The 12,978-nt window shown below is 74.2% G+C and carries 12 protein-coding genes; 2 read left to right on the top strand and 10 right to left on the bottom strand.

Features of this window, described 5'->3' with window-relative positions:
- The first annotated feature begins 39 nt into the window (after positions 1–39).
- Both O7602_RS05415 and rpsT read left to right on the top strand, forming a co-directional pair.
- Complete coding sequence (locus tag O7602_RS05415; protein WP_281587113.1) at positions 40–1,047, top strand: aminoglycoside phosphotransferase family protein; 1,008 nt, start codon at positions 40–42, stop codon at positions 1,045–1,047.
- Positions 1,048–1,291: 244 nt separating this feature from the next.
- Positions 1,292–1,558: a 30S ribosomal protein S20 gene (gene rpsT, locus O7602_RS05410; protein ID WP_089158054.1), complete on the top strand. Its 267-nt coding sequence runs from the start codon at positions 1,292–1,294 to the stop codon at positions 1,556–1,558.
- A 469-nt stretch (positions 1,559–2,027) separates the two neighbouring features.
- Here the strand turns inward: rpsT and O7602_RS05405 are convergent, their stop codons facing one another.
- The 10 genes from O7602_RS05405 to pepN form a co-directional block, all read right to left on the bottom strand.
- Entirely contained in the window at positions 2,028–2,522 is a 495-nt protein-coding gene (locus tag O7602_RS05405) for a hypothetical protein (protein ID WP_281587112.1), read from the bottom strand.
- Complete coding sequence (gene holA / locus O7602_RS05400; RefSeq protein ID WP_281590130.1) at positions 2,519–3,499, bottom strand: DNA polymerase III subunit delta; 981 nt, start codon at positions 3,497–3,499, stop codon at positions 2,519–2,521. The genes O7602_RS05405 and holA overlap by 4 nt, the downstream gene beginning before the upstream one ends.
- 134 nt (positions 3,500–3,633) lie before the next feature.
- On the bottom strand, positions 3,634–6,006 hold the full coding sequence (locus O7602_RS05395) for a ComEC/Rec2 family competence protein (RefSeq protein ID WP_281587111.1): 2,373 nt from the start codon (positions 6,004–6,006) through the stop codon (positions 3,634–3,636).
- Positions 6,003–7,043, bottom strand: coding sequence for a ComEA family DNA-binding protein (locus O7602_RS05390; protein WP_348651310.1), 1,041 nt, complete (start codon positions 7,041–7,043; stop codon positions 6,003–6,005). The genes O7602_RS05395 and O7602_RS05390 overlap by 4 nt, the downstream gene beginning before the upstream one ends.
- A 422-nt stretch (positions 7,044–7,465) precedes the next feature.
- On the bottom strand, positions 7,466–7,828 hold the full coding sequence (locus O7602_RS05385) for an SDR family oxidoreductase (RefSeq protein WP_281587110.1): 363 nt from the start codon (positions 7,826–7,828) through the stop codon (positions 7,466–7,468).
- Positions 7,728–8,579 carry a DegV family protein gene (locus O7602_RS05380; protein ID WP_281587109.1) on the bottom strand — a complete coding sequence of 284 codons (852 nt, stop codon included), beginning with the start codon at positions 8,577–8,579 and terminating at the stop codon, positions 7,728–7,730. The genes O7602_RS05385 and O7602_RS05380 overlap by 101 nt, the downstream gene beginning before the upstream one ends.
- Positions 8,580–8,627: 48 nt before the next feature.
- A complete protein-coding gene (locus O7602_RS05375; RefSeq protein WP_281587108.1) occupies positions 8,628–9,257 on the bottom strand; it encodes a histidine phosphatase family protein in 630 nt (209 codons plus the stop codon).
- On the bottom strand, positions 9,254–9,661 hold the full coding sequence (gene rsfS / locus O7602_RS05370) for a ribosome silencing factor (RefSeq protein ID WP_281587107.1): 408 nt from the start codon (positions 9,659–9,661) through the stop codon (positions 9,254–9,256). The genes O7602_RS05375 and rsfS overlap by 4 nt, the downstream gene beginning before the upstream one ends.
- 110 nt (positions 9,662–9,771) lie before the next feature.
- A complete protein-coding gene (gene nadD, locus O7602_RS05365) occupies positions 9,772–10,368 on the bottom strand; it encodes a nicotinate-nucleotide adenylyltransferase (protein WP_281587106.1) in 597 nt (198 codons plus the stop codon).
- A gap of 87 nt (positions 10,369–10,455) precedes the next feature.
- Complete coding sequence (pepN, locus tag O7602_RS05360) at positions 10,456–12,972, bottom strand: aminopeptidase N (RefSeq protein WP_281587105.1); 2,517 nt, start codon at positions 12,970–12,972, stop codon at positions 10,456–10,458.
- Between the last annotated feature and the right edge of the window lie 6 nt (positions 12,973–12,978).

Raw genomic sequence — 12,978 nt, 5'->3', positions numbered from 1 at the left:
GCCGACGCAGCGGCACGCCGACGCACGGGCAGTGCGGCCATGACGGCGGTGCGGCAGCATGGTGTCGTGCGTCAGGTCTCGCTACCGCCTGTGCCGTACGGGTCGACGGCCGTGCGGCCCGGCTGGGGCGACCTGCCGGACGGGCTGCGCGCGGCGGTGGCGGCCCGGCTCGGCGGCCCACCGGCGGCGGTCGAGGTGGCCGGCGGCGGCTTCACCCGCGGCTTCACCGCCGTGCTGACCGGCCCGACCGGCGCGCGGGTGTTCGTCAAGGCGGCCCCGCTGGACGGGCAGCGGCACCTGGTCGACTGGTACGCCCACGAGGCCGCGATCCTGGCCCGGCTCCCCGCCGGCCTGCCGGTGCCCCGGCCGCGCTGGTCGCTCACCGAAGCCGGCTGGTACGCGCTCGCCCTCGACGCGATCGACGGGCGCACCCCCCGGCTGCCCTGGGACCCCGCCGAGCTGGAGGCGTCCCTCACCACGTACGCCGAGGTGGCCGCCGCGCTCGCCGAGCCGCCCGCGCAGCTCGTCGCGCTCGGCCTCCCCCGCCTCGCCGACCTGGCCCGAGACGACATCCTGTGGTGGGGCGAGGTGGCCGCCGGCCGCGAACCGCTGCCCGAGCCGGCGGCCGGCGCCCCGCTGGCGGACCTGGTCGCGTTGGAGTCCCGCCTCCCCGGGTATGCCGAGGCCGCCCCCGGGCTGGCCCACGGCGACCTGCGGGTGGACAACCTCCTGCTCGACGCCGGAGGCCGCGCCTGGCTCTGCGACTGGACCTGGCTCTGCCACGGGCCGGCCTGGTTCGACCTGGCCGGCCTGCTGCTCACCGGGTACGCGAGCGGCCTCGACGCGGACACCGCCTTCGCCCGCCACCCGGCGACCACCACGGCGCCCGCCGACGCGCTCGACGTGAGCCTCGCCGCACTCGCCGGCTACTTCCTCACCGCTGCCGCCGCCGGACCGTCCAACTCCTCCCCGCACCTGCGGTCCCACCAGCGATGGAGCGGCGAGCAGGCGCTGGCCTGGCTGACCACCCGACAGAACTGGACCTGACCCGCTGCTCCTCCCGCTGTTGCTTGTTAGGAGGGGGCCCCGCTTAACGCCTCCGGTAGAGGCGGGCCCCCCGCTTGACTCGGAGCTGTTAAGCGGGGGCCCCGCCTAACAAGCAGGCGGGGGTTCGGGAGGCGTTTTGGCTCGGTCGGGGGCAACCTGGTAGCCTGGCCATTCGCGCGGCGATGACGCATGCTCGTCGCGCGCGGAAGCTGACCAACCCGAGCTATCAAGACGAGGCTGTCGCGTGGCGAACATCAAGTCCCAGATCAAGCGCAACCGGCAGAACGAGAAGCGCCGGCTGCGCAACAAGTCGGTCAAGTCGTCGCTGAAGACCGCCATCCGCAAGTTCCACGAGGCTGCCGAGGCTGGCGACACCGAGAAGGCCGCCGTCCTCATGCAGGAGGCCACCCGGAAGCTCGACAAGGCTGCCAGCAAGGGTGTCATCCACGCCAACCAGGCGGCCAACCGGAAGTCGGCGATCGCCAAGCGCGTCGCCTCGTTCTCGGCCTGACGAGACCGCAGACCCGACCGGAAGCCCCGGGGCACCACCCCGGGGCTTCCGGCTGTCCGCGTTTCCTGCCCTGAAGTGCTGGCGGGCTGAGTGCCGGCAGGCTGACGTACCGGCGGACTGAGTGCCGAGCGGCGGGTTGAGCGGTTGATCAAAGGGGTTCACGTAGTCGCACCCCCCACCCCCACCCCCCACCCCTCACCGCCGACGCAAACCTCCCTTATCAGCCAAGGAGGGCACCCCTGCGACCGCCCGAGCGCCGGACACCAGGGTGATCATGAGGTTGACGGGAACGAAAAGGGCGAATCGAACCGCAAACCTCATGATCACAGGCTCGCCTTTCGGCAGGCGGTCGCCCGTCCGAGATCTTGGAGGGCAGTGGCCCTCGGGGCACCCTATTCCGAATTACCCGGTCTCGTCGGGGGGCGCGCAGGGGCGCGAACCGGGCGGATCGGGGTCTAGCGGGCGGCGGTCAGCGGATGGAATCGGGCCAGGTGATGCCCGGATCGGTTCGGCGGCCACCCTCGTCGGGCCGGTCGAAGGGCAGCACGGCACGCCCCGGCTGGTGGTAGGAGACGGCCGCACGCCGTGGCTCACCGGCCAGGGTCAGACCGCCGGGCAGCGCCCGGGCCGTGGTCGGCACCCGCGCCCGGCCGACGACCGGCTCCATCTGCCGGCGAAAGCGATCCCGCTCCTGCTCGGGCACCTGCGCCGCGGTGCGGATCACCACCTCGGCCACGACGTCGTTGAGTTTGACCATCGCCGCCACCGCGGTGGGCAGCACGAGCACCGCCCACCAGCTCACCAGCTCGGCGAGCGCGAGCAGCACGGCCAGCGCCACCGCGCCCTCGAAGAAGACGAAGCAGAGCACCCCGCCCGGGTTGACGAAGCGCAGGCCGAGCACCCGGGCGTAGAGGGGCCGGTATCGCTCCTCGTCCGTCGGCACGGTCGACCATGCTCGGGTCACCGGGCGCCCCCCTGACGGGCCGCGGCCACCGAGAAGACGGCCCGCTCCAGCGCGTACGCGCGGTCGTCGGCGCCTCCCTTGACCGCCGCGTTGCACTCGGCGGCTGCCCGCATCGCCTCGACCAGGCCCTCCGGCGTCCAGCCCCGACCCTGGCGTTGGGCGCGCTCGATCTTCCACGACGGCATGCCCAGGCTGCTGGCGAGCTGGTAGGCGCTGCCCCGTCCGGCCGAGGCCACCCGCGCCACGGTCCGTACGCCGTCGGCGAGCGCGTCGGCGATGGGCACCGGGTCCACCCCGACGTGCAGCGCCCACCGCAGCGCCTCCAGCGCGCCGGGGACGTCGCCGACCATCGTCGCGTCGGCCACGGTGAAGCCGGTCACCTCGACCCGACCCCGGTAGTAGCGGGAGACGGTGTCGGCGTCGATCCGCCCGTCGGTGTCGGCGACGAGCTGCGAACAGGCGGCGGCCAGCTCACGCAGGTCGTTGCCGACCGCCGCGATGAGCGCCTCGGCCGCGTCGTCGGCGCATCTGCCGCCGCTGCGGCGGATCTCGTCCCGCACGAACGCGACCCGGTCGCGGTGCCCCTTGAGCTTGCCCGCCGGCACCACTGTGGCGCCCGCCGCCCGCAACCCGTCGGCGAACGCCTTGCCCTTGGCGCCGCCCAGGTGCAGCACCACGAGTTGCACGTCCGGGTCGGGATTCTTCGCGTATGCCAGCAGCGCGGCGGACAGGTCCTTGCGGGCGTCCTGAGCGGAGCGGAGCACCAGCACTCGACGGCCGCCGAACAGCGACGGGCTCAGCATCTCGTCGATCTCGCCGACCGCCAGCGAACCGGCTTGGTATTCCCGCACGTCCACGTCGGGATCCACCGCGCGGGCCCGGGCCACGGTTTCGGAGACCGCGCGCGTGGCGAGCAGTTCCTCGTCGCCGAGGACGAGCAGAATAGGAGGCAGGCTGGCGGGGCTCACGTCGCACATACTCGCACGCCCCACGACCGGATCGTGCCTGCTCATCGGGGACTGTGACGGCGCAGCCCGCACTCAACGCAAATCCAGACATTTGCCTCGATCCGCAATCTTTGCCATCAAGATCCGCGCTCCCACCGGCACGTTCACCGTGACCGCCCCCGATCTGCGCCACGCGCCACCACCGCCAGGCCGGCACCGGTCCGGACGGCGGCCACGTCGCCGTCGGTGTCGGTACGCATCACCCGCGCCCCTCCCCTGGTCAACCGGCCCAGCAAGCCCGCATTGGGGTGCCCGTAGTCGTTGTCGACGCCGACGCACACGAGCGCGACCGCCGGACGGACCGCGGCGAGGAACTCCGGATCCTGGTACGCGGACCCGTGGTGCGCCACCTTCAACACGTCCGCCCGGAACGCGCCGGCCGGCATCGTCTCCCGTAACGCCCGCTGCTCCTCGGTCTCGGCGTCCCCGGCCAGCAGGATCCGTACCCCGGCCACGGTGGCGGTCAGCACCAACGAGTTGTTGTTCGGGTCGGAGCGGCTGCCGCGCAGCGGGTACGGCGGCCCGATCGCGGCCAGCTCCACCGCTCCGGCCCGCCACCGCCAACCCGCCGGCGCCGGCGTCAACGTGGCGCCGCCCCGGTGGGCCGCCTCGCGTACCTGGGTGACCCCGAAGGGCGGCTCGGGCCAGGGCGGGCTCACCACCGCGCCGACCCGCCGGCCCCGGAACACCCCGGCCACCCCACCCACGTGGTCCGCGTGGAAGTGACTGACCACCAGCAACGACACCTCGCGTACGCGAAGGCGGCGCAGGCAGCCGTCCACGCCGGACGGGTCCGGGCCGGCGTCGACCACCACGGCCCGGCCGGCGGCGACCGGCAGCACCACCGCGTCTCCCTGCCCCACCGCGCACGCCACCACCACCCAGTCGCGCGGCGGCCACCCGGAGGCGAGCAGGCGGATCGGCAGCGCGCCCAGCACCACGGCGACCACGACCACCGCGACCAGCCGCCGGGCCCGCCGCCGCCGGGCGGCGAGCAGCAGGGCAACGCTCACGGCGGCCAGCAGCAGCGCGCCGGCCACCCCGCCCAGCCACGGCAGATTGCCGGCCGGTAATCCCGCACCGTGGGCCGCCACCGCCACCAACCAGCGCGCCGGCCAACTCGCCAGCCAGGCGAGGAACTCCGCCCCGGCCGGCCACACCGGCGACAGCACCGCGGCGAGCACGCCCAGCACGGTGGCCGGCGCGACGGCGGGCACGACCAACAGATTCGCCGGGACCGCCACCAGACTGACGGTCGCGGACAGCCCGGCGATCACCGGACCGCAGGCGAGCTGCGCGGCGGCCGGCACCGCAAGCGCCTCCGCCAACCCCGGCGGTACGCCCCGGCGACGCAACGCGTCTCGCCACCCCGGCGCGAGCAACAGCAACCCGCCGGTGGCACAGACCGACAACGCGAAACCCGGGTCACCTGCGAGGTCCGGGTCCAGCAGCACCAGCCCGGCGACCGCGGCGGCCAACGCGGGCAGCGCGGCCCGGGACCGCCCGGTGGCAAGCGCGGCGAGCCCGATCGCGCCCATCGCCGCGGCCCGCACCACGCTGGGCGAGGGTCGCACCAGGATGACGAAGCCGACCAGGGCGAGACCGCAGAGCGCCACGGCGGTACGCGGGCCGGCGCGCGCCCAGCGGGCCAGCAGCAGCACCGCCCCCACGATGATCGCCACGTTGGAACCGGACACCGCGTTGAGATGGGTCATTCCGGTGGCCCGGAAGTCCTCCTCCACCTCGGGCAGCAGCCGGCTGGTGTCCCCCACCACCAGGCCGGGCAGCAGCCCGCCCGGCGCGTCCGGCAGCGGTTCGCACGCCCGTTGCAGGCCGGACCGCAGCGCGCCGGCCGCCCGCTGTGGCCACGACGCCGCTCCGTGCCGGGTGGGCGGGCCGGTGGTCGAGAGCACCGCCGCGGTCAGGTCGCCACCCCGTGGCGGGGAGAGCCGCCCTCGGGTGGTGACCCGCTGCCCCGGCAGCAGCCCCTGCCAGCCGGGATCGGTGGCGAGCACCAGCCCGCGTACCGGACCGCTGACCTGACCTCCGCCGGGGTCGGTGAGGCGTACCAGGTCGGCCCGCACCAGCAGCGTGGCCAGGCGGCCGGGCGCGCCGCGTACCCGGCGGGGGTCGTCCCGGATCACGAGGTCGGCGGTGACCAGCGCGCGCTCGGCGGTGAGCGCGCGGATCGGGGCGGCGTCGCGGACCGCGAGCCGGGCCCCGGTGGTCGCCGCTCCGCAGAGCACGCCGAGGAGGATGGCGACGGCGACCCAGCCGTATCGGCGGACCCACCCGGCGGGACGCTCGCGACGCAGGCGCAGGCCGGCGACCAGCGCGAGCGCGGCGGCGACGGCGGCCAGCCAGACGGTCGCGCGGACCGAGGAATGCAGCCCGGCGAGCGCGGCGAGCCAGGCCGCCACCGCGAACCCGGCCAGCCGCAGGTCCGGCCCGGCGGCGTCCCCACCGTCGGCGCTCACACCGTCACCAGTTCCTTGAGCTGCTCGTACCGGGCGTCGCCGATGCCGTCGACCTGCCGCAGGTCGGAGACGGACCGGAACGGGCCATGCTGTTCCCGGTGGTCGAGGATCCGCTGGGCGAGCACCGGACCGACGCCGGGCAACGTGTCGAGCTGGGCGAGCGTCGCGGTGTTCAGGTTGACCGGCCCGGCGGCCGGACCACCTGGCGCGCCGCCGCCGGCCGCCGGACCGGGTGCGGCCTGCCCCGGTGGGGCGGTGACGCCGACCAGGATCAGCTCGCCGTCGGTGACCTTGCGGGCGGGGTTGAGCAGCGCCACGTCGACGCCGGGCAGCGCGCCGCCGGCCGCCTCCACGGCGTCGGCCAGCCGGGCGCCGGCCGGCAGCCGCACCAGCCCGGGGCGACGGACCTTGCCGGCCACCGCAACGACCACCTGGGCGGACGACCCGGCGGGCGCGGCCACATCGGTCGCGGCGTCGGCCGACACCTCCCCGGTCGACGGCGCGCCGGTCGGCGCGGCCGGGCGGACGGGTTCCGGGCTCGGCCGGGACCGCCACGTCCACCCGGCGGCCACCAGGACGACGATCGCGGCCACGGCGGCGAGGGCGCGGACGCCGCGCCGACCCGGGTCGAACGCGCCGGGGCCGGGCAGTCGGGACGCCAGCCCCCGCGCGGGCTCCGGGGACGCCTCCGGCGAATCGTCCGCAGGTCCATCGGCATCGCCCACGATGGACGCCGGGTGCGCCCCGAACGGATGATCCGACCCGCTGTCGCGCTCCGGGTGGCCGCGTAGCGGCCCGAAGCGGTCCAGCTCGCCGAGCCGAGGAACTCCGCCCAGGTGGTCGGTTCCATCTCCGAGGTGGCGTTCGGAATCCGGGAGACCCCACGGCTCGATGGAAGGGTTCGTGGGTGACGGCTCGGCCCGGACGGGACCCCGCGCACTGCCAGCCGGAGCCACCGCGACGGCAGTCGTCTGACCGACCGGCGTGAACAGCCGGGCGAGCCGCCGCCGTACCGCCGCTTCCTCGTCGTCTGGCACGGCTCCGGACGCTACGACGACAGCAGCGCCCAGCGCCGGTCCGCGACTCCTCGCCTGTGGACAGGCTGCGGTTGTGGACAACGCCCTGATCATGCCGACGATGTGCTATCGATGCGCTCCGCGCCGGCTCGGGCGAGATGCCCGCGCGGTTACGAAAAATTCAGGTCGCGACTCGTCTACGCTATCAAGTTCGTAGGCAGTGCCGCGCCATGCTCGCTTATGAAGCAAAGCGAGATCTTGGTACGAAATGGCCCCTCCAGGGGCACTTTCGTACCAAGATCTCCGGCGGGTCACGGAATGCAGATGACCGATCTCGGAAACTCCCTGCCGCTACGCCTCTTCGTCCGCCTCACCGAGGTGTGGGCGGTGCGCCGGCGATGGCGAGCCGGGAACTGTTCGTGATGTCGGCGAACGTGCGCCGGTCAGCGTGCCTCCGGGTCCAGCCCGAGCGCGGCCCGACCTCCGTCGACCGGCAGCGTCACCCCGGTGACGAACGAGGCCGCCGCCGACAGCAGGAACGCGACCACGTCGGCCACTTCTCCGGTACGCCCGATCCGACCCACCGGATGCAGCCGGGCCAGCTCCGACTCGACGTGCTCCACCCCGGCCGGATCGAGTCCGGCGAGGTAGGCGGCGTGCCGCTCGGTGTGGATCGAGCCGAGCGCGACCGCGTTGGCGCGTTGCTCATGGGCGGCGGTGGACGACCACGCTTGCCAGTCCGGGGCCGGCGTGCGCGGCGACCACCGCGCCGGCTTCGCTGACGTACGTGTCGTGCAGCCGGTCACCCAGCCGCTCGGTCAGCGCCGTCAACAGTTCGTCAGCGCGTTGCGGGACGGCGAGGTGGTGCACCGCGAGGTCGACGTCGGCGTCACCGGCCGTCTCGACGGCCAGGTCGACCAGGCGTGCCACGCCCCGGCCGGCGGTGCGGACCTTGTCCCGCACCACGATCGCGCCGTCCGGCATGTGCATGATCGGCTTGACCGAGAGGGCGGTGCCGAGCAGCGCCTCGGCCGCGTTGATCCGGCCGCCCCGACGCAGGAACTCAAGCGTGTCGACGTAGAAGAAGATGGTGGTCCGCCCGATCGCGTCCAGCGCCGCCGCGCGTACCCCGGTCAGGTCCGCGCCCTCGGCGGCGGCCGAGGCGGCGGCGAGCGCCGGGAACCCCAGGCCCATGCCTGTGGACCGGCTGTCGACCACCGTGACCCGGTCGTCGCCGACCTCGGCGGCGGCCAGCCGGGCCGCCTCGACGGTGCCGGAGAGTTCGGCGGACAGGTGCACCGAGACCACCCCGTCGGCGCCGTCGGCGAGCAGCGCGCGGTAGACCCGCGCGAACTGCTCCGGGGCGGGCCGGGAGGTGCTCACCGAGACGCGCCTGGCGCTCAACGCGCGGGTGGCGTCGGCCGGGAACGTTTCGATGCCCTCCAGCCCTTCGGCGCCGTTGAGCACGACGGTGAGCGGGACGACGGTGAGCCGGTGCGCGCGGACCAGTTCGGGGGGCAGGTAGGCGGTGGAGTCGGTGACGACCGCTACGGGCATGACGGGCACGCTAGCCGATGTCGCGGCGGCGTGCCGGGGCCGGTGGGCTCAGACCGCGTCGGTGAGCGCCGGCTGAGTGATCAGCCCGACATTGTGTGCCCGCAGGTGCCAGCCGCGGACGTCGTCCTCGCGCAGCTCGGTCCAGTGGCAGTTGGCGAGCGAGCCGACGCTGCGCAGCACGGTGTGATCCCAGCCGAGGAGCTGACCGATGCCCTGCCGGGCGCCGCCGCCGTGGGTGGTCACCACCACGGTGCCGCCGGCGGCCAGGCCGGCCGCGTCGCGGAACGCGGCACCGAGCCGTCTGCCGAGGTCGTCGAGGTTCTCGACGCCGGCGCCGGGGTCGGGGTCGCCGGCCCGCCAGCGGGCGTACTCGTCGGGGAACCGTTCGGCGACCTCGGTGAGGGCCGATCCCTGCCACTGGCCGAAGTGCCGCTCGCGCAGCCGGGGGTCGGAGCGGACCGGCAGTCCGGTCAGCGCCGCGAGCGCGGCGGCCGTGTCGGCGGCCCGGCGCAGGTCGCTGGCGACGATGGCGTCGGGGCGCAGCGCGGCCAGCACCGGCGCGGCGGCGCGGGCCTGCTCGCGGCCGAGATCGTTGAGCGGCACGTCGGTCTGGCCCTGGACCCGGCTCTGCGCGTTCCAGTCGGTGTTGCCGTGCCGCCAGATGATCAGGCGGGTCATTCGGCGGTGGCGGTGCCGGCGGCCGAGTCGGCCAGGTCGCGGTCCACGAACGGGATCTGCGGGCAGTCCTTCCAGAGCCGGTCGAGCGCGTAGAACTCGCGCTCCTCGGTGTGCTGCACGTGCACCACGATGTCGACGTAGTCGAGCAGCACCCAACGGCCGCCCCGCTCGCCCTCGCGGCGGACCGGCTTGGCCTTCTCCGGCAGCTCCAGCAGGCGCTCCTCGATGGCGTCGACGATGGCGAGGACCTGCCGCTCGTTCGGAGCGGAGGCCACCAGGAACGCGTCGGTGATCGCGAGCTGGTCGCCCACGTCGATGATGACGATGTCCTGTGCCTTCTTGTCGGCCGCGGCCTGGGCAGCGGCCGTCGCCAGCTCGTGGGCGCGTTCCGGAATGGTGGTCACCGTTCTCCTTCGATCAACCGTGCGACCCACCAAGCCTCTCACACCATCCGATGCGGCGACTTGCCAGTTCTGGTCGGTTTCAGGCATGAACGGGGACGTAACGGACGAGATCAGCGCTGGTAGAGCCGCCGTTTGGCGATGTACTGCACCACACCGTCGGGCACCAGGTACCACACCGGCTCGCCCCGACCGACGCGGGCGCGGCAGTCGGTGGAGGAGATGGCCATCGCGGGCACCTGCACCAGGCTGACCGAGTCCGCCGGGAGGTGCTTGTCGGACAACTCGAACCCGGGCCGGGTCACCCCGATGAAGTGGGCCAACTCGAGCGCCTCGCCCAGATCCTTCCAGGAGAGGATCCGCTCCAGCGCGTCCGCGCCGGTGATGAAGAAGAGCTGCGCCTTCGCGCCGAATTCCGCGTGCAGATCGCGCAGCGTGTCGACGGTGTAGGTGGGACCGCCGCGGTCGATGTCGACGCGGCTCACCTGGAAGCGGGGGTTGGAGGCGGTGGCGATCACGGTCATCAGGTAGCGGTCCTCGGGCGGACTGACCGGTTCGTCCGCCTTCTGCCACGGCTGCCCGGTCGGCACGAAGACCACCTCGTCCAAGCCGAACCGGTCGGCCACCTCGCTCGCCGCCACCAGGTGGCCGTGGTGGATCGGGTCGAACGTGCCGCCCATGATGCCGATCCGCCGAATGTCGTCCTCCACTCCGTAGATCCTAGGCCGCGCCCACGCCGGCCGGAGGCACCGGGGAGTCTGCCGGGCGGACGCCTGACCCGCCCGGCAGACTCCCGATCAGGCCGCCGCGGCGGCCACCGCCGTCCGGGCCACGAGCGCCCGACGCATGTCGTCGTCCAGGTCGGTGACCCAGCGGCGCAGGCCGGGCGTGAGGTCGTCGCGGGCCAGCAGCGCCGCGGCCAACTCCCGGGTGAGTTGTGCCACGGCGAACCGCGGGTATGCCCCGACCGTGACCGAGTCGGCCACCCAGGCGGTACGCAGCCGCGCCGCCTCCGGCATGTCAGTGAAGTAACGCGCGACGTAACCGGCGGTCAGCTCCGCCTGCTCGGGCTGCCAGAAGCCCTCGGCGGTCGCCTCGACCAGCCGGTTCGACAGCTCGGTGTTGCGGGTGATGATCTCCCAGGCGGCCCGTTTCGCGTCCGGGTCGGGCAGCGCGGCCCGGCAGCCGGCGGCCCGCTCGGCGCCGGTGGCGCTGCGGTCGGCGGCGGCCTCGGCGTCGATCTCCGCCGTGCCGGCCGCGCCGAGCACCACGAGCCGGCGGAGCACCGCCCAGCGCAGGTCGGTGTCGACGGCGAGCCCCGGCGGCACGTCCTTGCCGGCCAGCCAACCGGCCAGCAGCCCGGTGTCGGTGGAGGCGGCGATCAGCCCCCGCGCGGCAGCGAGCTGCAACGACCCACCGGCGGCCCGGTCGGCGAGCAACGCCTCGCAGGCGCCCGCCACCCGCAGCAGCGCGGCGTCGCGGGCGAGCGGGTCGAGGTAGCGGTCGATGAGACGCCGACTGAGCAGCAGCACGTCCTCGACGATCGTCACCTCGGTCTCGGCCGGTAGCGCCGCGGCGATCAGCCCGGCCAGCGCGGCGGCGGGCCGTTCCCCGTCGGTGACCGCGTCCAGCGCCTCGCCCCAGAGCAGCGCCCGGGCCAGCGGGTCGTCGAGCCCGGCGAGCAGCGTCGGCACCGCGTCGGCGGAGCGCGGATCGAGCCGGATCTTGGCGAACGTGAGGTCGCCGGCGTTCGGCAGCAGCAGGCCGGTGGCGGGCTGACCGACCAACTCGGGCACCCGGGTGCGGCCACCGTCGGCGTCCGGGTCGAGGGCGACCTCGAACCGGCGCGCCGGACCCTCGGCGGTGTGGTGGGCCACGCCGATGCGGTGCGGCCGGAGCACCGGGTGACTCGCCGGCGCGGTCTGCACCACGGCGACGTCGGTCCACCGGCCGTCGGCGCCCACCGCGGTCTCCATCCGCAGCGTGTTCACCTGCGCGCGGCGCAACCAGCGCTCGGCCCAGTCGGCCAGGTCACGACCGCTGGCCGCGCCGAGGCTCGCCAGCAGGTCGGCGAGCGTGGCGTTGCCGAACCGGTGCGCGGCGAAGTGGGCGTTCAGCCCGGCGAGGAAGGCGTCGTCGCCGAGCCACGCGACGAGCTGGCGGAGCACGCTGGCGCCCTTGGCGTACGAGATGCCGTCGAAGTTGAGCAGGGCCTGCGCGGCGTCTGCGACCGCGTCGGGCGCCACCGGGTGGGTGGACGGGCGCTGGTCGGCGGTGTAGCCCCAGCCCTTGCGACGGCTGGCGAACGTCGTCCACGCGCGGTCGAAGCGGGTCGCCTCGGCGGTGACCCGGGTGCCCAGGTATTCCGCGAACGACTCGTTCAACCACAGGTCGTCCCACCAGCGCATGGTGACCAGGTCACCGAACCACATGTGCGCCATCTCGTGCGCGATGGTGGTGGCGCGCTGCTCGCGCTGGGTGTCGGTGACCGCGGAGCGGAAGACGAAGTCGTCGCGCAACGTCACCAGGCCGGGGTTCTCCATCGCGCCGGCGTTGAACTCGGGCACGAACGCCTGGTCGTACTTGCCGAACGGGTAGCGCTCGGCGAAGAGCTCGTGGAAACGGTCGAGGCACTGCCCGGTGATCGTGAAGATCTCGTCGGCGTCGGCGTCGAGGTGCGCGGCGAGCGAACGCCGGCAGTAGAGGCCGAGCGGGATGCCGTCGTGCTCGGCGCGCCGCACGTGCCAGGGCCCGGCGACGAGCGAGACGAAGTAGGTGGCAAGCGGCGCGGTGGCGGCGAACTCCCAGCGCCCCGGCGCCGGCCGGTCGGCGAGCGGGCCGTTGGCCGCCACCGTCCACTGCGGCGGGGCGGTGACCGCAAGCGTCACCGGGGCCTTCAGGTCGGGCTGGTCGAACGCGGCGAAGATGCGCGGACCGTCGTCCAGGAAGGACATCGCGTAGAGGTAGGTCTCGCCGTCGGCCGGGTCGACGAAGCGGTGCAGCCCCTCGCCGGTGTTGGAGTAGGCCATCTCGGCCTCGACGGTGAGCGTGTTCGTCGCGGCCAGCCCGGTGACCGGCAACCGACCGCCCGCCAGCAGGGCCGGGTCGAGGTCACGGTCGTTGAGGCGGGCCCGCAGGAGTCGGACGGGCTTGACGTCGACGAAGGTCTCGGCGCCGGGGGTGGCCCGGAACCGGATGGTGGTGGTGGAGCGGAACCGCTCGGCGTCGCCGGTCAGGTCGAGGTCCACGTGGTAGGACTCGACCGTGACCGACGCGCCACGCGCGGTCGCCTCTGCACGGGTCAGGCTCGGCATCCGCTT

It is taken from the genome of Micromonospora sp. WMMD1128, assembly GCF_027497235.1.
Lineage (GTDB): Bacteria > Actinomycetota > Actinomycetes > Mycobacteriales > Micromonosporaceae > Micromonospora.
Note: the sequence above shows the minus strand (reverse complement) of the source record. Positions and strands in the feature narration are given on the sequence as shown.